Source organism: Microbacterium sp. NPDC090281 (genome assembly GCF_044769635.1).
Classification (GTDB): Bacteria; Actinomycetota; Actinomycetes; order Actinomycetales; family Microbacteriaceae; genus Microbacterium.
Window position 1 is genome coordinate 371,130 of the sequence record NZ_JBIVYH010000002.1, and the last position, 19,968, is coordinate 391,097.

Sequence of the window (19,968 nt, forward strand, 5' to 3'; positions counted from 1 at the left end):
CGGTGGGTGGCGGCGAAAATGCCGCCACCCACCGCTGACGTGGTCAGAACGCTCTCAAGGCGTGACGATGTTGAACGCCGGATCTCCTGCCGTGAGCACCGAGGTGAGAGTGGCGAAGGCTGAGCTGTCCCCGGTCATCTCCACGCCCGGGGTGTCCGTGTCGCCGGCGACGAGGGCGAGCAGGCGCTGCTTCGTCAGCGAGAGCGACGCCTGTGCGGTCGAGGCGTCCGCCGCCTTCTCGACGTACACCAGCACGCCGTTTCTGAGCGTGACCCGGAAGTTGCGGTCTTCGTCGGTGAGCGTGAAGTCGAGCGCGACCTCGAGATCCCAGGCACGGGGACCGTCGACCGAGATCGCAACAGAGTCGAACAGCTGCTCCGCCGAGAGCTGCGCCACGATCTCCGGTGCATTCGTCGTGGTCGGGGTACCGAAGTTGCCGGCGCGCAACTCGGTCGCTCCCGACATGTAGAAGTTCCGCCAAGTGCCGTTCTCGGCGCCGTACGCCAGCTGCTCGAGCGTCGCCGCGTAGAGCTCGCGCACGGCGGTGTTCTCCGGCTCGGTGAAGATCGCGTGGTCGAGGAGCGTCGCCGCCCACCGGAAGTCACCCTCGTCGTAGGCGCTCTGTGCGGCTTCGACGATACGGTCGATGCCGCCGGCCAATGCGACGTAGCGTTCGCCGAGCGCCTTCGGCGGGTGCGGCCAGAGGCGGGCGGGGTTGCCGTCGAACCAGCCCATATACCGCTGATAGATCGCCTTCACATTGTGGCTGACGCTGCCGTAGTAGCCGCGCGCGTGCCAGGAGTTCTCCAGGATCGGGGGGAGCTGAATCTCCTCGGCGATCTCGGCACCGGTCATGCCCTGGTTGGTCATCCGCAGCGTCTGATCGTGCAGATACGAGTACAGGTCCCGCTGCAGACCGAGGAACTCGAGGATCTCCGCGTTCCCCCAGGTCGGCCAGTGGTGGGACGTGAAGACGACATCGGCCTGGTCGCCGTAGCGCTCGATGGCCTCGGTCAGGTATCGCGACCAGACATGCGGGTCTCGCACGAGAGCACCACGGAGGGTCAGCAGGTTGTGCAGGGTGTGCGTGGCGTTCTCCGCCATGCACAGTGCCCGGTACTTCGGGAAGAGGAAGTGCATCTCCGCCGGCGCCTCGGTGCCCGGCGCCATCTGGAACTCGATGACGAGTCCGTCAACCGTGTGCGACTCTCCGGTCTGGGCGACTTCGATGGTGGGCGGGATGATGCCGGCGTGACCGGTGGACGTCGTCATGCCGAGCCCCGCCCCGAGCGCGCCCTTCGCGCTGCGCTCGAGCGCCGCGCCATACATGTACCCGGCGCGGCGGCCCATCGCCGTGCCCGCGTAGACGTTCTCCGCCACCGCTTCAGCGACGGTGCCTTCCGGGGCGATGATCTGCACCCGGCCCGACTCGACGTCATCCTTGGACACGATGCCGAAGATGCCACCGAAGTGGTCGATGTGGCTGTGTGTGAAGATGACGGCGACTACCGGACGCTCGCCGCGGTGCTGCCGGTACAGTCCGAGGGCGGCTTCTGCTGTCTCCTTCGAGATGAGCGGATCGATCACGATGACGCCGTTGTCGGATTCGATGAAACTCACGTTCGACAGGTCGAACCCGCGCACTTGGTAGACCCCCTCGACCACTTCGAACAGGCCGTGCTTGGCGACGAGGGTCGACTGACGCCACAGGCTCGGGTTGACGGTGTCGGGAGCTTCACCGGTGATGAAGTCGTAGCTGTCGGCGTCCCAGACGACGTTGCCGTCCTCGTCGTGCACGACCGCGGGACTGAGCGTTCCGAGGAACCCACGGCCAGCGGCTTCGAAGTCCCGCGCATCGCTGAACGGCAGCGCCGCCTTCAGTGCCTCCTGCTGCCGCTTGATCGCCGTCGTCGCTTCGTTGTGCGCCATCGTTGCCTCCTGAGATCGTGTCCGCGTCGCCGCGGCAGGTCGTAGGAGCAAGCCTCATACGTGGGCACTGCCGGGGCAACCACCGGTTCACCCTTCGAAGGCGATGTCGGAGGCGTTGCCCGGTTGCGGGAGCGACACGCTCTCCCCCGACAGAAGCTCCGGCTCGTCGGGAACCCGCGCCATCAGACCAGTTCGCTCACCAGCTGCTCGATGCGCGCCCTGATGTCGTCGCGGATCGGGCGCACGGCGTCTATCCCCTGGCCTGCCGGGTCGTCGAGCTTCCAGTCCTCGTAGCGCTTGCCGGGGAAGAACGGGCAGGCATCTCCGCATCCCATCGTGATGACGACGTCCGATGCCTGCACCGCTTCGGTCGTGAGCACCTTGGGCTGTTCGGCCGTGATGTCGATTCCGAGTTCACTCATGGCCTCGACGGCGGTCGGGTTGATCTGGTCGGCCGGCATCGAGCCTGCGGAGCGGACTTCGATGCGGTCTCCGGCTATGTCGCGGAGAAACCCTGCGGCCATCTGTGAGCGCCCGGCGTTGTGCACGCAGACGAAGAGGACGGAGGGTTTGGTGGTCGTGTCGGTCATGATTGCTCCTGGTCGGAGAGCGGTCAGGCGGGCGGTCAAGGAAGAAGGTCGTCGACGAGTGCGCGCACACGTCCGGCGATGTCGTCGCGGATGGCTTCCACGCCTTCACGAGAGGCGAGTGCAGGATCACCGACCGCCCAGTCGTCGTAGCGGACGCCCGGGATGATGGGGCAGACGTCGCCGCAGCCCATCGTGATGACGACGTCGGCGGCGCGGACCGCGTCGTCGGTGAGCGGCTTCGGGAACCTGTCTGCCGCCCGGTCGCCTTCGATCTCGGCGAGCAGCGAGCGCACGTGTGGGTGGATGACGTCGGCAGGAGCAGACCCTGCCGAGCGCGCGACGACCTTGCCGGCTGCGAGTTGGTTCACGAGCGCGGCGGCGAGCTGCGAGCGTCCGGCGTTGGCGACGCAGACGAAAAGCACCTGCGGCACGGAAGCATCGCGGTCGCGGGTCAGGTCTGCGAGGCGCAGACGGGCGAAACGCTCGGTGAGGGGAACGAGCGCGGAGGTGACGCGGGCGGTTCGTGCCAGTGCGGTGTAGGACTCTCGGACGGTCGTGAGGACGACGTCGGCCTCGAGCTCAGGAACTTCCACGGCCAGCTCCTCCGCGAGACGGGTTATCCGGGCGTCGAAGTCTGGCCGAAGCTGATCTTCATCGGAATCGCTCCACGGTGAGACCGTAGCCGGAGCGAATGAATCCAGCAGGGCCGTGACGGCGCTGCGACGACTCGGGTCGATTCGGTACCAGACCCAGGTTCCACGGCGCTCGGAGGTGAGGACATCGACGTCCTTGAGCACCTTGAGGTGATGCGACACCGTGGGCTGCGAGACGTCGGCGAGCTCGGCGAGGTCGCACACGCAGGACTCTCCGCGCGGGTCGGAGGCGATGGCCGACAGCATCCGCAGGCGGAGCGGATCCGACAGCGCCTTCAGCGTGGCCGCTACGGAGGTGGCAGCTTCCAGCCCGATGGCGTGGGTGGCGACGGGACTGCAGGTGTCGGTGTCGGTCGTGTCGGTGTCGGTCGTGACGGTGACGTTCATGACAGCATCCTCTCAGCGGTGTACGGGTCGGTGTGGAACCAGCGACGAGCGGCCCAGAGCGAGACATAGACGAGTCCGACCAGGACCGGGACCTCGATCAGCGGGCCGACGACTCCGGCGAGGGCCTGACCGGAAGTCGCCCCGAAGGTGCCGATGCCGACGGCGATGGCGAGCTCGAAGTTGTTCCCGGCCGCAGTGAACGCCAGCGTCGACGAACGCGCGTACCCGAGCCCGAGCGCCTTTCCGGTCAGAAGGCCGACGAACCACATGACCGCGAAGTAGACCAGCAGCGGGAGCGCGATCCGCGCAACGTCCCACGGTCGACTGGTGACCTGTTCGCCCTGGAGGGCGAACAGCAACACGATGGTGAAGAGGAGGCCGTAGAGCGCCCACGGGCCGATCTTCGGCAGGAAGCTGTCTTCGTACCAGTCGCGCCCCTTCGTCCGCTCACCGATGAGGCGCGAGGCGAAGCCGGCGACAAGCGGGATACCGAGGAAGATCAGGACATTCAACGCGATCTGCCAGACCGAGATCTCCAACCCCTGCGAGTCCAGCCCCAGCCACCCGGGGAGGACTGTCAGGTAGAACCAGCCGAGGAGTGAGAACGCGACAACCTGGAAGACCGAGTTGATGGCGACCAGGACCGCTGCGGCTTCACGGTCGCCGCAGGCGAGGTCGTTCCAGATGACGACCATCGCGATGCAACGCGCGAGCCCGACGATGATGAGGCCTGTCCGGTACTCGGGCAGGTCGGGCAGAAACACCCAGGCGAGGGCGAACATGAGCGCCGGGCCGACGAGCCAGTTGAGCACCAACGACGAGACGAGGAGCTTCCTGTCACCGGTGACCGCAGCGACCTTGTCATAGCGGACCTTCGCGAGCACCGGATACATCATCACCAGCAGGCCGAGAGCGATGGGGATCGAGATCCCACCGACCTCGAGGCGGGCCAGAAGGTCGGAAACGCCAGGGATGAAGCGACCGACGACGATGCCGCCGACCATTGCCAGACCGATCCACAGCGGCAGCCAGCGGTCGAGAGCGGACAGGCGGCGGGTGGCCGGCGCGGCGGTGGGCACGGTTGCGGTGCTCATGCGAAGGCCTTCTCGTTCTCGGTCGTCGCCACTGGTGCGGGCCCGTCAAGCGCGGCCAGGTAGTGCTGGGCATCCTGAGCTGCGGCGCATCCGGTGCCGGCTGCGGTTATCGCCTGACGGTAGGTGTGGTCGACGAGGTCGCCGGCCGCGAACACTCCTGCGAGGGTGGTCCGGGTGGAGGGGTGCTCGACGAGCACGTATCCATCGGCATCGGTGTCGACGAGCCCGGCGACGATCTCGGAGCGCGGGTCGTGACCGATGGCGACGAAGACACCGGTGGCCGCCAACTCGCGCTCATCGCCGGTGACGGTGTCACGCAGGGTGACCGCTTCGACCTTCTCGGCCCCCACGAGGCCTGCGACTTCGCTGTTCCAGGCGACTTCGATCTTCGGGTGATCGAGCACACGCCGGGCCATGATCTTCGAGGCGCGGAACTCGCCGCGGCGGTGTACGACCGTGACTTTCGATGCGAAGCGGGTGAGGAACAGTGCCTCCTCCATCGCGGAGTCCCCGCCGCCCACCACGACGATCTCCTGCTCACGGAAGAAGAAGCCGTCGCACGTCGCACACCAGGACACGCCACGACCGGTGAGTCGCTCCTCATCCGGCAGCCCGAGCTTGCGATAGGCGGAACCCATCGTGAGGATGACGGCGCGGGCGAGGATGGTCTCTCCGGCGCCGGTCTCGATGGTCTTGATCGGTCCGTCGAGGTCGACCCGAATCGCGTCGTCGAGGAGGATGCGTGCGCCGAAGCGCTCCGCCTGCGCACGCATCGACTCCATCAGCTCAGGCCCCTGGACGCCATCGACGAACCCAGGGAAGTTCTCGACCTCGGTCGTGGACATCAGTGCGCCGCCCGCGGTCACGGAACCGGCGAGCACCACGGGCGCGAGGCCGGCGCGAGCAGCGTAGACGGCTGCGGTGTATCCCGCGGGACCCGACCCGATGATCGCGAGCTCAACTTCTTGAATCGACATGTATCTATATTGACATTCATCGATACTGAGGGCAAGTGGGACAGGACATGGGATCCCCCATGGACACACAAGAGGGAGCCTGTCCGCGTCCGGCGAACAGGCTCCCGCAACATCCCTGACGACTAGTTGGCCGAGACGCGGGTGGGCTGAAGCTGCACAAGCGGGGTCGTACAGCAGCTTCCGCCGCCGCTCGTGTCGAAGTCGCCGGCTCCACCGCAGACGCCGGTGTCGGGCAGGACGAGTTGGTTGCTCTGGGCGGCGATCACGTCGCCGGCGAGATGCGCGGCGACGCTTCGCGCCTGCTCGAAGCCGGTGAGGGCGAGGAAGGTCGGAGCTCGTCCGTAGCTCTTCGCCCCGATGATGAAGAAACCCTCTTCCGGCTGGGTGAGTTCGCGCGCTCCCGTGGCACCGATGGATCCGCAGGAGTGGATATTCGGATCGATCTCAGCGGCTATCCCCGCCACCGCTTCCAGCGATGCATCCAACGCCACCCGCAGCTCGGACAGGATGCTGAGGTCGGGGCGGAAGCCGGTCAATGCGAACACGCGAGAGACTCCGGCCACCTCGCTTCCGTTCTCCGCCGCGATCGTGAGCGCGCCTCCCACATCGCGGAACTCGGACACACGGAAGCCGTCGACGACTTCCACCAGTCCGGACTCGATGACCTTCCGTGCTCGCCCGCCGAGGGCGGCACGTTCGGGGAGTTCATCCGCGGCACCGCCGCCGAACGCGTGCATCGTCGCCCCGCGGCGCATCAACCAGGTGATTCTCGTGTCAGGGTTTCGCCGAGCGAGTTCGCTCAGCCGGAGCACGGCATGGGTGGCGGAGTGCCCGGACCCGATGACGACGACGTGCTGTCCCGCACATGCAGTCACATCGTCGGGGATGCGATACGAGATCCGAGATGCTGCACGCTTCTCTCCGAGCGCGGGGAAGCCATCCGCCCCCGCAGGGTTCGGAAGCTCCCAGGTACCGCTGGCGTCGATGACGGCGCGGGCGACGAGTCGGGCCTCGTTGCCGTCGGCGTCGACGGTGTGCACGACGAACGGCTGGCTCTTGCGACCTCCATCGACGACCTTGTCGCGGCCTTGACGGGCGACCCCCGTGACGGTCGTCGCGTAGTGGACCCGCTCGCCCAGCGCATCCGCGAGCGGGGCCAGATAGCTGCTCACCCATTCCGCTCCGGTCGGATACCCCGAGGACGGCGCAGCCCATCCCGTCGGCTCGAGGAGGCGGCGCGCAGCTGTGTCGGTGAGCTCCGGCCAGGCCGAGAACAGGCGCACGTGCCCCCACTCGGAAACCGCGGCAGCAGGGCCCTGCCCGCGCTCGACGACGATCACGTTCTCGTCGCGTTCGACAAGATGCGCCGCTGCGGCGAGACCCTGCGGGCCCGCTCCGATGACGACGACAGGAAGCTCAGACATCACATCTCCTCAAATTGAAAAACATCAATGTGAAGACTGTCGTTCATCTATCGAAGATTGTCAATACGTGCCAGACTGGACCCGTGAGCTTGCCAACGACGATCGAATCGACCAGATGCTGCGTCCCGCCGATCACCCCTTCGATGACGGTCGAGGATGCCGAACGCGTCGCTCGGGTCTTCAAAGCGCTTGGTGATCCCACACGCGTCCGGTTGTTGTCGCTCATCGCCGCCGGAGCGGGCGGAGAAGCGTGCATCTGTGATCTGACCGAGCCCGTCGGCCTCTCCCAGGGCACGGTCTCCCACCACATGAAGCTCCTCGCGGAGGCAGGACTCGTCACCCGTGAGCAGCGCGGCAAGTGGGCCTACTTCGCTCTCAACGTCGACGCGATGGATGCTGCCGCCGGCGCCCTCCGCGCGGTGTGACCCCAGCCAGCACGCCGCCTTACTGGAAGCCCCTGCAAGGGGGAAAAAGCGTCGGCCGCTTCACCCGATGAAGGTGACTGACCCACGACGGACGACGAACCGTGGCCACACCATTGGCTATGGAGAAAGAAGCCCCAGCGGAGACGACTCGCACCTCTCGCGTCCTCGACATCCTCACCGTGATCCTTCTCTCGGTGACTGCGGTGTTGACGGCCTGGTGCGGATTCGAAGCGTCGAAGTGGGGCGGTGAGATGTCGATCGCGTTCAGTCAAGCTTCCAGCGCTCGGATTCAGGCAGCCTCAGCGGAGTCGACGGCCCAAGCTGCACGTCAGTACGACCTGACGCTCTACACCGAGTGGGTGCTGGCAGAGGCCAACGGGCAGGACGACCTGGTGCGCTTCGTCGAGGAACGCTTCACGGAGGAATTCGCCGTCGCATTCGACGCCTGGAACGCAGAAGGACGCGCCTCACGCGGCCCTCTCGCCATGGCGGAGTATGTGCCGCCCGGCACAGTGGAGGCTGAGGAACTCAGCGCACGCGCCGATGCGAAGTTCGATGAAGCCCTCGCCAACAATCAGCGTGGTGACGACTACTCGCTGTTGACGGTGCTCTTCGCGCTCGTCCTGTTCTTCGCCGCGATCTCGCAGCACCAATCCGCCCCGTGGCGACGCCGGGTGTTCCTCAGCCTGGCCGGCGTCATCGCCATCGGCGGGATCGCCACGTTGCTGACATTCCCCATCAAGATCTGAGCGCCACGTGGTTGCGGAACCTATCCGAACTCGCGAAGCTCCGAAGTCATCTCGCCACCGGCGTCGCCCGTGTTGACGGTGCCCTTGGGCTCGAAGAGGATCGCATGCACCTCTTCGTCGGCGCGTGGGCAGTGCTCGACGCCCTGGGGAACGACGAAGACATCGTTCGGTCCGAGCACGACATCGCGGTCGCGGAGCTGGATCGTCAGCTGCCCCTGCACCACCATGAAGAGCTCGTCGGTGTCGGGATGGGTATGCCAGACGAACTCTCCGAGCAGCTTCACGACCTTGACGTCGTAGTCGTTGACGCTCGTCAGCCGGTGCGGCTGCCAGTGCTCGGTGATGTCCGCCAGTGCCGCCTGCACGTTCCGCATGCCTTCATCCATATCGCCAGCCTACGGGCGTGACATCGAGCGTTGCGGGGCCGGTACTGTCGTCTCTGGGAGAAACGGAGCCGGTCATGAATGCGGTCGACGCTGTCGGAACCATCGCCGAGGTCCTCTCGTGGATCGGCCTCGGGGTCGGGCTCCCTCTGCTCGCCATCGTGTTGCTGGTGAAGGTGCACGACGGCGCCTGGCTGCCGCAAGAGGTCGTGGTCGTCGAGGACGAGAGCGGCCGAGCGCGCGCCCGCTGGTTCGCCGCGGGCGACTTCCGCGAACGCCCGCTCCGTGCAGACGAATCCCACCACTGGCACGGCCGCGAAGACGTCGATGCCTTCGTCAGTGAGCGGCACCCCGCCCTGATGCGATTCGAACCCCGACGGCCGCTCCTGCATGCGTTCCAGGTGCTCGGGATCACGCTGGCCGGCGTCGGTGCTGCCGCAGTCGCCCTGTCGATCGTGCTCCTGTTCGTCGGTTGACGTGTGCGGTGTCCGCGGAACGCGATCCCGGGCAGGATGGAGACATGCCTGAATCTCCGCTCGCCGCTCGTCCCTGGCTCGACTCCTATGCGGAGGGCGTCCCCGCCGAGATCGAGAATCCGTCGCAGACGTTGTCGGAGATGCTCTCGGCGAGCGTGAAAGCGTTCGGCAGGCGTCCGGCACTGGACTTCTTCGGTGCTGTCACGACCTACCGGGAACTCGGAGAGCAGGTCGAGCGCGCCGCCGAGGGTCTGCGGCGGCTCGGGGTCAGCAAGGGCGATCGCGTCGCTCTGGTGCTGCCCAACTGCCCGCAGCACGTCGTGGCCTTCTACGCGATCCTCCGACTCGGCGCGATCGTGGTCGAGCACAACCCCCTCTACACCGCCCGCGAGCTGCGGCACCAGTTCGAGGATCACGGTGCGCGCATCGCCGTCGTGTGGGACAAGGCCGTCGACACGATCGCCGGCTTCCCGGCAGACGTCAGGGTCGAGCACATCGTGAGCGTCGACATCACCACGGCGATGCCGCTTTCGAAGCGCCTCGCTCTTCGCCTGCCGGTGCCCAAGGCACGCGAGTCGCGCGCGAAGTTGACCGGCACCCCGAAGGCTCGGCATCACATCGCGTGGAAGAGCCTCGCCGATCACCGGCGGATCTCACGGCGGGTGCCGGGACCGACGCTGGACGACACCGCCTTGCTGCAGTACACCAGCGGCACCACGGGTGTCCCGAAGGGGGCGATCCTCACTCACTCGAACCTCCGCGCCAACGCGATGCAGGGACGAGCGTGGGTGCCCGGCCTCGTCGACGGCGAGGAGACGTTCTACGGCGTGCTGCCGTTGTTCCACGCCTACGGGATGACCCTGTGCCTGACCTTCGCGATGAGCATCGGGGCGAGGCTCGTGCTCTTCCCCGCGTTCGATCTGGGTCTGGTCACGGCGGCGACAGGTTCGGCTCCGCCCACCTTCCTCCCCGCCGTCCCGCCGATCTATGACGCTCTGGCTCGCGCGGCCGCCCGCGGCACGATCGACCTCTCGACGGTTCGCTTCGCGATTTCCGGAGCCATGAGCCTTCCGGTCGCCACCGTGCAGCGCTGGGAGGAGGCGACCGGAGGCCTCCTCGTCGAGGGCTACGGCATGACCGAGAGCTCACCGGTCGCGCTCGGCAACCCGATGGGACCGACGCGTCGTCCCGGCACCGTCGGCGTGCCGTTCCCGAGCACGGAGATCCGCGTCGTCGATCCCGCAGACCCGACCGTCGACAGGCCGGCCGGCGAGGCGGGCGAACTCCTCATCCGCGGACCGCAGGTCTTCCGGGGCTATTGGGGGCGTCCGGGCGAGACGGCCGATGCCCTGCTGCCTGACGGCTGGCTCCGCACCGGCGACATCGCTCAGGTCTCACCCGACGGGTTCGTGAGCATCGTCGACCGCCTGAAAGAGCTCATCATCACCGGCGGGTTCAACGTGTCGCCCAGCGAGGTGGAAGACGTGCTCGCTGCGCACCCCGATGTCATCGCCGCCGCCGTCGTCGGCCTTCCGCGACCCCATGGTGGAGAAGACGTCGCCGCCGCGGTCGTCCTCCGCGACGGTGCCGTCCTCGACGTGGAGGCACTGCGCGACTTCTGTCGCACGCGGCTCACCCCGTACAAGGTGCCCCGCCGCATCACCGCCGTCGACGACCTTCCCCGATCGCTCATCGGCAAGGTGCTGCGTCGTCAGGTGCGGGATCGACTGCTCGCCGATCGCTGAGCCGTCCCGTCGTAGGGATCCTCCACCATCCGCCTGACTAACGCCCAGCGACCTCCGGCCGACAGTCACCCCCGACAGCCCAGGACGGGCCGTCGGGTCCGTGCTCCCCGGAACGCGGACGGATCTTTCCAGGATGGAGCCCATGATCGTCCTCACGCGTCTGAACCGTTCTCGGTTCGCGGTGAATCCCGACCTGATCGAACGTGTCCAGGCGACGCCGGACACGACGCTGATCATGGTCGACGGTGCGACCTTCGTCGTCACCGAGACGATGGACGACGTGATCGCGCAGATCACCCGCTTCCGCGCCGGAGTGCTCGCCACAGCCGCCGCCATGATCAACGCGGCCGGAACGGATTCCGCGGCCCCCGCTTCTGAGGCCGGTCTCTGATGGATCCGTCTCTCATCCTCGGACTGGTCCTCGCCTTCGGCGCCCTGATCGCCATGATCAACCTCGAAGGCGCGACCATCGGATCGCTGCTGATCCCCGCCCCGATGGTGCTGGTCTTCGGAGCCACGATCGCCGTCGGCATCGCGAGCGGCACCGTGCGCGATGCCCTGCATGCGGTCAAGTCGCTCCCCCGCGCCTTCCGCGGCGAGCGCCGCACCGCGTCGAGCATGATCGACACGGTGGTCGGCTACGCCGAGAAGGCGCGCGCCGAAGGGCTCCTCGCCCTCGAGCAGGGGCTGGAGGGCGAGAAGGATCCGTTCCTGCGGCAGGCTCTGCAGAGCATCGCCGACGGCACGGATGCCGAAGACCTGCGGACCCTGCTGGAGGATGAGCTCACATCGACCGCCGCCCGCAACCGCACCGCCTCACGCTTCTACATGACGCTCGGCGGCTTCGCGCCCACGGTCGGCATCATCGGCACCGTCGTCTCCCTCACGCATGTGCTGGAGAAGCTCGACAAGCCCGACACCCTCGGTCCCATGATCGCGACGGCATTCGTGGCGACGCTGTGGGGTCTCCTGTCGGCCAACTTCATCTGGCTGCCCATCGGCGGACGCCTCCAGCGTCTCGGCGAGCTCGAGCTCGAACGCATGACCGTGCTCATGGAGGGCATGCTCGCGATCCAGGCCGGCGCCCCGCCGCAGTTCGTCGGAGAGCGCCTGCGCGCCCTCGTGTCCGAGCGCCCCTCCGCCCGCTCCGGCCGTCACGCCCGCACCCGAGCAGCCGAGGAGACGGAGCAGGCGTCATGAGCGTCCGTGCCCGTCGCCGCGTGCCCCAGGAGGAGCACAGCGGTCCGGACGAGCGGTGGATGGCGTCCTACATGGACATGGTGACCGTGCTGATGTGCATGTTCATCGTGCTGTTCGCGATGTCGACTGTCGACCAGGAGAAGTTTGAGGCCCTCAGCGCCTCCCTCGCGACCGGCTTCGGCCAGGAGCCTTCCGACGACGTCGATGTCACGACGGGTGTGGTCGTGCCTCCTGAGCTGGTCGACGAGAAGGGCGAGGACTTCGCCGACGTCGACCTCGCCGCGGCGCAGACCGAGTTCAGTGAGCTCTCCGCCCTCCGCGAGCGGTTGCGCCAGGTGCTCGCCCAGAACGGACTCGAAGCCGATGTCACCTTCACGATCGACGAGCGGGGCCTCACGATCGGACTCGTGAGCGCCGAGACGTTCTTCACCACGAACAGCACGACCCTCAGCTCCACCGCCGTCCTGGTGCTCGATGCGCTCGGGTCGGTGCTGGTCACCACCCCGAATGAGATCTCGGTCGAGGGCCATGCCGACGTCCGCGGATCGGTCGCCCCCTACCCCACCAACTGGGAGTTGTCGTCGGGCCGTTCCACCCAGGTGCTGCGGCATCTCGTCGAGGCCTCGGGACTCCCGCCTGCACACCTGAAGTCGGTCGGATTCGGCGACACCCGTCCGGTCGCCGCGGGCGACGCACCCGAGGCGCTGGCGCAGAACCGCCGGGTCGACATCGTCATCCTCTCCGATGCCAAAGAGGAGGTGCGCGCGCTCATCCCCCAGGCCCAGGCGGGAAAGCCGTCTTCCTGACCCGCTCTCCCACCTAACGCACGCCGATCACCGCCCGATAGTCCGGTTCGTGGTGATCGAGGACAGCGTGCGCTCAGATGTGCGCGCAGGGGCGGCGACGAAGACCGCCGAAGTCGAGGTATACGACTTCGGCCGCTCGGCGACCCTCTCGCGAGAGCACACCCGGTCGCTGGAACTCGCTTTCGAGACGTTCTCCCGGCAGTGGTCCGCCCAGCTCTCGGCGAAGATCCACGTACGCGCCACCATCGCCGTCGAGCACGTCGGCATGATGACCTACAGCGAATACGCCCAGTCCCTGCCGACGACCACCACCATGATCGTGTGCGCGCTGCCCGACTCCGAAGAGCGCCTCATCGTGCAGCTGCCGACCTCCGCCGCAACGGCCTGGATCGTGCAGATGGTCGGCGGGCGAGCAGCGTCCGCCTCAGAGGAACGCACGTTCACCCCGATCGAGCAGGCCCTGATCAGGTCGCTGATCGTCGACGCGATCGACCACCTCACCGGAGCGCTGGACGGCCTGCTGCCGATCGGCGTGACCGTGAGCGGCATCCAGTACAGCTCGCAGTTCGCCCAGGTGGCAGCGGCCGGCGAACCGGTCATCGTCGCGCGATTCTCGATGCGCCTCGCCGGCCGGACAGTGCCGACGAGCGTCATGCTGCCGGCCTCCGTCATCGCCGGCTTCACCGTGCGCCCCTCCGACACCGACCGTTCTGCCGCCCCCGGCCTCGTTCGCCGCCAGGTGGAGGTCACACCGGTCGAGCTCGCACTGCGACTGGCTCCGCGTGCTGTGCTGCCGCGCGAGGTGCTGGATCTGGCAGTCGGCGACATCATCGCGTTCCCGCACTCGGCCGACCGGCCGATGGTCCTCGCCGTCGACGACCAGATCGTCGCCACGGCCGCCGTCGGCAGCGCCGGGGCGCGACTGGCATGCGTCGTCACCACCACCGTTCCCGATCCCGCCTTCGCCGAGGAGCCAGCGTGACAACCACCACCACCTACGAAACCGCCGTCGCGGCCGCCTTCGCCGCGTCGCTGCCGACCGCCTCTCCTCTCGTCGCCCGCGCCTCGCAGGTCTCCGGCGACACCGGCGACGCCGTGATCGTGCAGTTCGTCGGCGAGGCGAGCGCGCAGTTGGCCGTGCAGCTGTTCGAACCCGAGATCCTCGTCGACGGCCTCGGTGGCACCCCGCTCACCGACCGGCTCCGCGATGCCCTCGACGCCTCGACGAGCGCTCTCGGATCCGGTGCCCTCGGCGACGCCACGATCGGCGATGCCTCGGCTCTCTTCGCCGACCCGGCAGCGCAGCTCTTCGACCTGCAGGACGACGCCGATCACACGATCGGGCGTCTCGCCGTGATCGTCACCCGCGCTCCGGCTGGGGCCTCGAACTCCTCACGTCGGCTGCACCGCATCGCGGGCGTCGAGATGGAGCTCACGGTGGAGATCGGACGCACCAGGATGGCGGTGCGTGACGTGCTCGATCTGGAGCCTGGGCGCATCGTCGAGCTCGACCGCTCTGCCGGCGCTCCGGCCGACATCAAGCTCAACGGACGCATCATCGCGCACGGCGAGGTCGTCGTCGTCGACCAGGACTACGCGGTGCGCATCACCCGCATCCTCGAGAACGTCGAGGCCTGACCCTGGACGACCTCATGCTCGGCCTCCGGGTCGTGCTCTCGCTCGCGGCTGTGCTCGGGGTGCTCTGGTTCCTGCAGCGCCGCATCGCACGCACGCAGGCGCGCCGTCGCGACGGTGAGGTCATCACGGTGCTCGGGCGCCAGGGCGTCGGCCCGAAGGCGCAGATCGTGGTCATCCAGACCGATGACGCCCGGTACGTCCTCGGTGTCACCGAGCACGGCGTGAGCGTCGTCGATCGACTGCCGGTCAAGGCCACCGGCTTGGACGCCGAACAGGCTCGTCCTGCGTGGTCGGCGGCCACATCGGACGCGGCCTCCGACGCCGAGGAGTTCGACCGAATCCTCGCCGCTACCGCCCTGACCGAGAAGGCGGGCACCACGTCGATGGAGCCTGCGCCTCAGCGCCGCGTGCGCCACCGCAACGATCCGCTGCGCGGCTCCATCCTCTCCCCCGAAACCTGGCGGCAGACCGCCGAGGCCATCCGGCGCACGCGATGAGCGCTCCCCGTGGGGTCGTCGACGGGCGAGCGCTGCGACGAATCGCGCTGATCCTCGCCGCCGCATTCGCGCTGGTCCTCGTGATGACGCTCCTCACGGGCACCGCGGCCCACGCCCAGGTGACGCCGGACGATCCCGGTGAGGGCGTGACTATCGACATCAACGGGGTCGACGGCGGTCCCTCAGGATCGATCCTGACCCTGCTGGGCATCACCCTGCTCTCGGTCGCCCCGGCTCTGCTTCTGATGATGTCGTCGTTCACGAAGATCTTCGTCGTGCTCGCGATGACCAGGAACGCCCTCTCGCTGCCGACCATCCCGCCGAACCAGGTGCTGGCCGGCCTCTCGCTCTTCCTGTCGCTGTTCATCATGTGGCCGGTGCTCACCGAGATCAACACGGTCGCCGTGCAGCCGTACATCGACGGCACCCTCACTTTCACGCAGGCGATCGACATCGGTCAGCTGCCGTTGCAGGAGTGGATGCTCCGCTTCACGCGCGAAGAAGATCTCGCCCTCATGACGCGGATGGCCGGTCAGCCCAACCCCGAGGACCCCTCGAGCGTTCCGATGTACACGCTCATCCCCGCGTTCATGATCTCCGAGCTGCGGGCCGCGTTCATCATCGGCTTCGTGATCTTCATCCCGTTCCTGGTCATCGACCTCGTCGTGGCCGCGGCCCTGATGTCGATGGGCATGATGATGCTCCCGCCCGTCATGATCTCGCTGCCGTTCAAGATCCTGCTGTTCATCCTCGTCGACGGCTGGGGGCTCATAATCCGTGCCCTCCTGGAGAGTTACGGAGGGGTCGGATGAGCCCGGAGGCTGTGATCGACATCGGCACCCAGGGGCTGATCATCGCGGCGAAGCTCGCCGCACCGGTCCTCGTCACCGCGCTCGTGGTCGGGTTCGCCATCTCGCTGCTGCAGTCCATCACCCAGGTGCAGGAGGTGACGCTGTCATTCGTGCCCAAGATCGTCGCGGTCGGCATCGCGCTGCTCATCTCGGGAAACTGGATGATCGCGGAGATGATCGCCTTCACGAACGAGATGTTCGCCCGCATCCCCTCGCTGCTGAGCGGATGACCGCGTGTACATCCCGATCGACTTCGCCTGGCTGGAGGCCACGATGCTCGCCGCCGTGCGCATCACGGCGTTCATCATGATCGCCCCGCCCTTCTCCTATGGGGCGATCCCGGTGCGGGTGAAGGCGATGCTCGCGATCGGTCTCTCGCTCGCCGTCGGCACGGCCGTCGCCCCCGGCTACGAGAATCTCGACACCGGCCCCTTCCTCGGCGCCCTGGTGCTGCAGCTGGTCACCGGCTCCCTCCTGGGCTTCCTCGTGCTGGTGTGCTTCTCGGCGCTCCAGGCCGCTGGCAGCCTTATCGACGTGTTCGGCGGGTTCCAGCTCGCGCAGGCCTTCGACCCGCATTCGCTCGTGAACGGCGCCCAGTTCACGCGGCTCTTCCACCTGACGGCGCTGACCCTGCTCTTCGCCTCCGGGGGCTACCAGCTGATCCTGGCCGGTCTCGCCCGCAGCTTCGAGGCGGTGCCCGTCGACGGCATGTTCGAGATCGCCGGCCCCGCCGAGCTCCTGGTCGACGGTGTGACCCAGCTGATGCTCGCCGCCGTGCAGATCGCCGGCCCTCTCGTGCTCGTGCTGTTCCTCGCCGATGTCGGTCTCGGACTGATCACGCGTGTGGCACCGGCGCTGAACGCCTTCGCCATGGGCTTCCCGGTGAAGATCCTGCTGACGCTGCTGCTCGCCGGCACCGTCTACGCCGTACTCCCCGGCATCGTCGATGCCCTCGCCGCACAGGCGCTGCGGATGATGCAGGGGGTGCACGAGTGAGTGGCACGGACAGCGGAGACCGCAGCGAGAAGGCGACCGACAAGCACCTCGGCGAAGCCAGGAAGAAGGGGCGTCTGTCGCGCAGCCAGGACCTCACGGCCTGGTTGGGGATCGGCGCAGCCGCCGTCACGATGCCCGCAGCCATCGCCCTCGGCGCATCAGCCGGCACGGAACAGCTGCTCACGCTGACCTCCCTGGTCGACGCCCCCACTCCAGAGGCGGCACTCGCAGCCCTCGGCCGGGGCCTCGCCTCAGTGCTCCCGACGCTCACGGTGATGCTGGCCGCCGTCGCCATCGTCACGCTGATCGGAGCCGTCATCCAGGGTGGCGTGCACCTGAAACCGCTCAACGGACGCTTCGAGCAGTTCAACCTCGTCAACGGGATCCGCCGGGTGTTCGGCATGCAGGCGCTCTGGGAGGGTGCCAAGGCTCTGCTGAAGACCGCCGCCATCGGCATCGCTCTCTGGTTCGTGATCGCGAGCCTGATGCCCGTGCTCACCGCCAGTGGAGCGCACTCGATCTCGCGTCTTCTCGGCACCGCGTCCGAGGGCACGATCGCGTTGCTGCAGACCGCGATCGGCGTCGGGCTCGCTCTCGCGGCGATCGACATGTTCGTCGTGATGCGCCGCAACCGCAAGCACACCCGCATGACCAAGCGCGAGATCCGCGACGAGAACAAGAACTCAGAGGGCGACCCGCTCATCCGCCAGCAGCGGCGTTCGCGTCAGCTCGCCGTCAGCCGCAACCGCATGATCGCCGCCGTCGCCGGCTCCGACGTCGTCGTGGTCAACCCGACCCACATCGCGGTCGCGCTGCGGTACGAGCCCGGCCGCGCAGCCCCCAAGGTCGTCGCGAAGGGCAGCGGCGTGATCGCGGAGCGCATCCGCGACGAGGCCGTGCGCGCCGGGGTGCCGCTCGTGCGCGAGATCACGCTCGCCCGAGCCCTGCACGCCGCGTGCCAGCTCGGCCAGGAGATCCCCGAAGACCTGTACAACGCCGTGGCCCGCGTGCTCGTGTTCGTCGACTCGCTGCGACGACGCGGAGCCGCCCGTGGAATCCACTCCCTTCCCTACCGGAGGACCGCATGAGAGCGCTGCTGACCAAGCTGATGGTGCCGATCGGAGTCGTGGGCATCATCATGCTCCTCGTCGTCCCGATCCCGCCGTTCCTGCTCGACATCCTCATCATCCTGAACATCATGTTCGCGCTCGTGATCCTGCTGACGTCGATGTTCGTGAAGAAGCCGCTCGACTTCTCGGTGTTCCCCTCGCTGCTGCTCGTGGCGACGCTGTTCCGGCTGGGGCTCAACGTCGCTTCGACTCGTCTCGTGCTCGGCGAGGCGTACGCGGGTCAGGTGATCGAGGCGTTCGGGGCGATCGCCGTCGGCGGCTCGCTCATCATCGGTGCCGTCGTGTTCCTCATCCTCGTCGTCATCCAGTTCGTCGTGGTCACGAAGGGCGCCGAAAGAGTCGCCGAGGTCGGCGCCAGGTTCACTCTCGACGCGATGCCCGGCAAGCAGATGGCGATCGACGCCGACCTCAACGCCGGGCTCATCACCGACACCGAGGCGAGGGAGCGCCGAGCCGAGGTGGCCGCTGAGGCCGACTTCTACGGCGCCATGGACGGTGCTTCCAAGTTCGTGAAGGGCGACGCGATCGCCGGGCTCGTCATCATCATCATCAACATCGTCGGCGGCATCGCGATCGGCATCGTGCAGCACGGCATGACGATCGACGAATCCGTGAGCACGTACAGCCTCCTCACGATCGGCGACGGACTCGTCACGCAGATCCCCGCACTCCTGATGGCCGTCTCGACCGGCATGATCGTCACCCGCTCCACGGCCGAGGCGGAGATGGGCACCGCTGCATCGGCCCAGCTCGGCCAGTCCCGCAACGCGCTGATCATCGCAGGATGCGCGGCGATCATCATGTCGCTCATCCCCCACATGCCGATGTTGCCGTTCGTCGCGATCGGCGCACTGCTCCTGCTGATCGCACAGCGCATCAAGGCGAACCAGAAGCGCGAGGAGGCGGATGCGGCGCAGAGCCCGACCGTCGCACCGACCGATCAGCCGGAGGAGCTGATCGAGAAGATGCGGGTGCACCCGCTCGAGATCCTGCTCTCCCCCGACATCGTCGACCTCGTGACCGGCGGTCCAGACGATCTGCTGGCACGGGTGAAGGCCCTCCGCCGCCGGATCGCACTCGATCTCGGTCTCATCACTCCGCCAGTGCGCACCCGCGACAGCATCGAGCTCTCGCAATCGACCTACGTCATCCGCATCGCCGGAGTCGAGACCGGCAGGGGCACTGCACCGGTCGGCTCGGTGCTCGCCCTGGGTCAGGGGCTCGATTCACTTCCCGGCAGCGCGACGCTCGACCCGGTGTTCGGGCTCGAAGGCAAGTGGATCCCGATGGAGATGCGTCACAGCGCCGAGTTCTCCGGCGCCACCGTGATCGACCGCGCGAGCGTGATCATCACGCACCTCTCCAGCGTGATCCACGCGCACGCCGCACGTCTGCTCAGCCGTGAAGACGTACGCCAGCTCACCGATGCCCTCAAGCAGGTCTCCCCCGCCGCGGTCGAAGAGCTCACCCCGGCGCTCCTGTCGCTGGCCGAGATCCAGCGCGTGCTTCAGGGCCTTCTCGCAGAGCGCGTGCCGATCAACGATCTCAGCCGCATCTACGAGGCGCTCGCGCTGCGGGCCAGGACCTCCACCGACCCCGAGGGCCTGATCGAGTCCGCCCGCGGCGCACTCGGACCCGCGATCGCCGCCCGGTTCGCAGAAGCCGGCACGTTGCGCGTGGTGATGATCAACCCGCTCCTCGAACAGGCGATGCTCGAGAGCCTGCGTCCCGGCGACGACGGCACCCAGATCGTCTTCGATCCGCAGCGCATGGAGGCCGTGGTCGAATCCGTGAAGCAGGCCGTCTCCTCGGTGCGCGAAGGCGGGGAGCCGGTTCTGGTCTGCGCCCCGTCGCTGCGGCCGGCCGTGCGCCGCCTGGTCTCGGCCCAGACCGACGGGCTTCCAGTGCTCTCGTACACAGAGGCGACGTCCGCAGCCCTCACGATCGAGACCGTCGGAGTGGTGCGAGACATCCCCGCGCCGGCGGTCGGCGTCGTCCCGGCAGCACTAGGCTGAACG

The 19,968-nt window shown here is 67.6% G+C and carries 22 protein-coding genes; 15 read left to right on the forward strand and 7 right to left on the reverse strand.

Annotated features, from left to right (window positions below):
- Positions 1-54: 54 nt before the first annotated feature.
- The 6 genes from ACIQTX_RS15935 to ACIQTX_RS15960 form a co-directional block, all read right to left on the reverse strand.
- Positions 55-1,929: an alkyl/aryl-sulfatase gene (locus ACIQTX_RS15935; protein ID WP_402973873.1), complete on the reverse strand. Its 1,875-nt coding sequence runs from the start codon at positions 1,927-1,929 to the stop codon at positions 55-57.
- Positions 1,930-2,111: 182 nt separating this feature from the next.
- The gene (locus ACIQTX_RS15940) at positions 2,112-2,519 is read right to left on the reverse strand and encodes an arsenate reductase ArsC (RefSeq protein ID WP_105527283.1); all 408 of its coding nucleotides are present in this window, start codon (positions 2,517-2,519) and stop codon (positions 2,112-2,114) included.
- A gap of 35 nt (positions 2,520-2,554) precedes the next feature.
- On the reverse strand, positions 2,555-3,559 hold the full coding sequence (locus ACIQTX_RS15945) for a metalloregulator ArsR/SmtB family transcription factor (RefSeq protein ID WP_402973876.1): 1,005 nt from the start codon (positions 3,557-3,559) through the stop codon (positions 2,555-2,557).
- Positions 3,556-4,653: an ACR3 family arsenite efflux transporter gene (gene arsB, locus ACIQTX_RS15950; RefSeq protein ID WP_402973878.1), complete on the reverse strand. Its 1,098-nt coding sequence runs from the start codon at positions 4,651-4,653 to the stop codon at positions 3,556-3,558. The genes ACIQTX_RS15945 and arsB overlap by 4 nt, the downstream gene beginning before the upstream one ends.
- Positions 4,650-5,630, reverse strand: coding sequence for a thioredoxin-disulfide reductase (trxB, locus tag ACIQTX_RS15955; RefSeq protein ID WP_402973881.1), 981 nt, complete (start codon positions 5,628-5,630; stop codon positions 4,650-4,652). The genes arsB and trxB overlap by 4 nt, the downstream gene beginning before the upstream one ends.
- A 122-nt stretch (positions 5,631-5,752) precedes the next feature.
- Positions 5,753-7,054, reverse strand: coding sequence for an NAD(P)-binding domain-containing protein (locus ACIQTX_RS15960; protein ID WP_402973883.1), 1,302 nt, complete (start codon positions 7,052-7,054; stop codon positions 5,753-5,755).
- 83 nt (positions 7,055-7,137) lie between these two features.
- On the opposite strand from ACIQTX_RS15960, the gene ACIQTX_RS15965 reads away from it, so the two are divergent.
- Together ACIQTX_RS15965 and ACIQTX_RS15970 are read left to right on the forward strand one after the other, a co-directional pair.
- On the forward strand, positions 7,138-7,479 hold the full coding sequence (locus ACIQTX_RS15965; RefSeq protein WP_028502282.1) for a metalloregulator ArsR/SmtB family transcription factor: 342 nt from the start codon (positions 7,138-7,140) through the stop codon (positions 7,477-7,479).
- Positions 7,480-7,598: 119 nt separating this feature from the next.
- Positions 7,599-8,228 carry a hypothetical protein gene (locus ACIQTX_RS15970; RefSeq protein ID WP_402973885.1) on the forward strand — a complete coding sequence of 210 codons (630 nt, stop codon included), beginning with the start codon at positions 7,599-7,601 and terminating at the stop codon, positions 8,226-8,228.
- A 20-nt stretch (positions 8,229-8,248) separates the two neighbouring features.
- Here the strand turns inward: ACIQTX_RS15970 and ACIQTX_RS15975 are convergent, their stop codons facing one another.
- On the reverse strand, positions 8,249-8,614 hold the full coding sequence (locus tag ACIQTX_RS15975) for a cupin domain-containing protein (protein ID WP_028502281.1): 366 nt from the start codon (positions 8,612-8,614) through the stop codon (positions 8,249-8,251).
- A 74-nt stretch (positions 8,615-8,688) separates the two neighbouring features.
- Here ACIQTX_RS15975 and ACIQTX_RS15980 point away from each other — a divergent pair, with 74 nt between their 5' ends.
- The 13 genes from ACIQTX_RS15980 to ACIQTX_RS16040 all read left to right on the forward strand — a co-directional run bounded on the left by ACIQTX_RS15980 (position 8,689) and on the right by ACIQTX_RS16040 (position 19,965).
- A complete protein-coding gene (locus tag ACIQTX_RS15980) occupies positions 8,689-9,087 on the forward strand; it encodes a hypothetical protein (RefSeq protein ID WP_402973888.1) in 399 nt (132 codons plus the stop codon).
- Positions 9,088-9,131: 44 nt separating this feature from the next.
- Positions 9,132-10,832 carry a long-chain-fatty-acid--CoA ligase gene (locus ACIQTX_RS15985; protein WP_402973891.1) on the forward strand — a complete coding sequence of 567 codons (1,701 nt, stop codon included), beginning with the start codon at positions 9,132-9,134 and terminating at the stop codon, positions 10,830-10,832.
- A 142-nt stretch (positions 10,833-10,974) separates the two neighbouring features.
- Positions 10,975-11,223, forward strand: a complete 249-nt coding sequence (locus tag ACIQTX_RS15990; RefSeq protein WP_402973894.1) for a flagellar FlbD family protein — start codon at positions 10,975-10,977, stop codon at positions 11,221-11,223.
- Positions 11,223-12,032 carry a motility protein A gene (locus ACIQTX_RS15995; protein ID WP_402973897.1) on the forward strand — a complete coding sequence of 270 codons (810 nt, stop codon included), beginning with the start codon at positions 11,223-11,225 and terminating at the stop codon, positions 12,030-12,032. The genes ACIQTX_RS15990 and ACIQTX_RS15995 overlap by 1 nt, the downstream gene beginning before the upstream one ends.
- A complete protein-coding gene (locus ACIQTX_RS16000) occupies positions 12,029-12,838 on the forward strand; it encodes a flagellar motor protein MotB (RefSeq protein ID WP_105527294.1) in 810 nt (269 codons plus the stop codon). Before ACIQTX_RS15995 ends, ACIQTX_RS16000 begins: the two co-directional genes overlap by 4 nt.
- Positions 12,839-12,887: 49 nt before the next feature.
- Complete coding sequence (locus tag ACIQTX_RS16005) at positions 12,888-13,820, forward strand: flagellar motor switch protein FliM (protein ID WP_402973901.1); 933 nt, start codon at positions 12,888-12,890, stop codon at positions 13,818-13,820.
- Entirely contained in the window at positions 13,817-14,476 is a 660-nt protein-coding gene (fliN, locus tag ACIQTX_RS16010) for a flagellar motor switch protein FliN (protein WP_105527296.1), read from the forward strand. Before ACIQTX_RS16005 ends, fliN begins: the two co-directional genes overlap by 4 nt.
- A 14-nt stretch (positions 14,477-14,490) precedes the next feature.
- Entirely contained in the window at positions 14,491-14,973 is a 483-nt protein-coding gene (gene fliO, locus ACIQTX_RS16015) for a flagellar biosynthetic protein FliO (protein WP_402973905.1), read from the forward strand.
- Positions 14,970-15,785 carry a flagellar type III secretion system pore protein FliP gene (fliP, locus tag ACIQTX_RS16020; RefSeq protein ID WP_028502272.1) on the forward strand — a complete coding sequence of 272 codons (816 nt, stop codon included), beginning with the start codon at positions 14,970-14,972 and terminating at the stop codon, positions 15,783-15,785. Before fliO ends, fliP begins: the two co-directional genes overlap by 4 nt.
- Positions 15,782-16,054 (forward strand): flagellar biosynthesis protein FliQ, encoded by a 273-nt coding sequence (fliQ, locus tag ACIQTX_RS16025; protein ID WP_028502271.1) that lies wholly within the window; start codon positions 15,782-15,784, stop codon positions 16,052-16,054. The genes fliP and fliQ overlap by 4 nt, the downstream gene beginning before the upstream one ends.
- A 4-nt stretch (positions 16,055-16,058) precedes the next feature.
- Positions 16,059-16,820, forward strand: a complete 762-nt coding sequence (locus tag ACIQTX_RS16030; RefSeq protein ID WP_402973909.1) for a flagellar biosynthetic protein FliR — start codon at positions 16,059-16,061, stop codon at positions 16,818-16,820.
- Complete coding sequence (locus ACIQTX_RS16035) at positions 16,817-17,908, forward strand: flagellar biosynthesis protein FlhB (RefSeq protein ID WP_402973912.1); 1,092 nt, start codon at positions 16,817-16,819, stop codon at positions 17,906-17,908. Before ACIQTX_RS16030 ends, ACIQTX_RS16035 begins: the two co-directional genes overlap by 4 nt.
- Positions 17,905-19,965 carry a flagellar biosynthesis protein FlhA gene (locus ACIQTX_RS16040; protein WP_028502268.1) on the forward strand — a complete coding sequence of 687 codons (2,061 nt, stop codon included), beginning with the start codon at positions 17,905-17,907 and terminating at the stop codon, positions 19,963-19,965. The genes ACIQTX_RS16035 and ACIQTX_RS16040 overlap by 4 nt, the downstream gene beginning before the upstream one ends.
- Positions 19,966-19,968: the final 3 nt, after the last annotated feature.

What these genes read in the sequence shown, in the direction of transcription:
- fliP (WP_028502272.1), top strand. Translation starts at nt 14,970, where the DNA reads ATGAGCGCTCCCCGTGGGGTCGTCGACGGGCGAGCGCTGCGACGAATC.
- ACIQTX_RS15990 (WP_402973894.1), top strand. Translation starts at nt 10,975, where the DNA reads ATGATCGTCCTCACGCGTCTGAACCGTTCTCGGTTCGCGGTGAATCCC.
- ACIQTX_RS15975 (WP_028502281.1), bottom strand. Translation starts at nt 8,614, where the DNA reads ATGGATGAAGGCATGCGGAACGTGCAGGCGGCACTGGCGGACATCACC.
- ACIQTX_RS16000 (WP_105527294.1), top strand. Translation starts at nt 12,029, where the DNA reads ATGAGCGTCCGTGCCCGTCGCCGCGTGCCCCAGGAGGAGCACAGCGGT.
- fliO (WP_402973905.1), top strand. Translation starts at nt 14,491, where the DNA reads ATGCTCGGCCTCCGGGTCGTGCTCTCGCTCGCGGCTGTGCTCGGGGTG.
- ACIQTX_RS15995 (WP_402973897.1), top strand. Translation starts at nt 11,223, where the DNA reads ATGGATCCGTCTCTCATCCTCGGACTGGTCCTCGCCTTCGGCGCCCTG.
- ACIQTX_RS15935 (WP_402973873.1), bottom strand. Translation starts at nt 1,929, where the DNA reads ATGGCGCACAACGAAGCGACGACGGCGATCAAGCGGCAGCAGGAGGCA.
- ACIQTX_RS15945 (WP_402973876.1), bottom strand. Translation starts at nt 3,559, where the DNA reads ATGAACGTCACCGTCACGACCGACACCGACACGACCGACACCGACACC.
- ACIQTX_RS15985 (WP_402973891.1), top strand. Translation starts at nt 9,132, where the DNA reads ATGCCTGAATCTCCGCTCGCCGCTCGTCCCTGGCTCGACTCCTATGCG.
- ACIQTX_RS15960 (WP_402973883.1), bottom strand. Translation starts at nt 7,054, where the DNA reads ATGTCTGAGCTTCCTGTCGTCGTCATCGGAGCGGGCCCGCAGGGTCTC.
- trxB (WP_402973881.1), bottom strand. Translation starts at nt 5,630, where the DNA reads ATGTCGATTCAAGAAGTTGAGCTCGCGATCATCGGGTCGGGTCCCGCG.
- ACIQTX_RS15940 (WP_105527283.1), bottom strand. Translation starts at nt 2,519, where the DNA reads ATGACCGACACGACCACCAAACCCTCCGTCCTCTTCGTCTGCGTGCAC.
- ACIQTX_RS16040 (WP_028502268.1), top strand. Translation starts at nt 17,905, where the DNA reads ATGAGAGCGCTGCTGACCAAGCTGATGGTGCCGATCGGAGTCGTGGGC.
- fliQ (WP_028502271.1), top strand. Translation starts at nt 15,782, where the DNA reads ATGAGCCCGGAGGCTGTGATCGACATCGGCACCCAGGGGCTGATCATC.
- ACIQTX_RS15980 (WP_402973888.1), top strand. Translation starts at nt 8,689, where the DNA reads ATGAATGCGGTCGACGCTGTCGGAACCATCGCCGAGGTCCTCTCGTGG.
- arsB (WP_402973878.1), bottom strand. Translation starts at nt 4,653, where the DNA reads ATGAGCACCGCAACCGTGCCCACCGCCGCGCCGGCCACCCGCCGCCTG.
- ACIQTX_RS15970 (WP_402973885.1), top strand. Translation starts at nt 7,599, where the DNA reads ATGGAGAAAGAAGCCCCAGCGGAGACGACTCGCACCTCTCGCGTCCTC.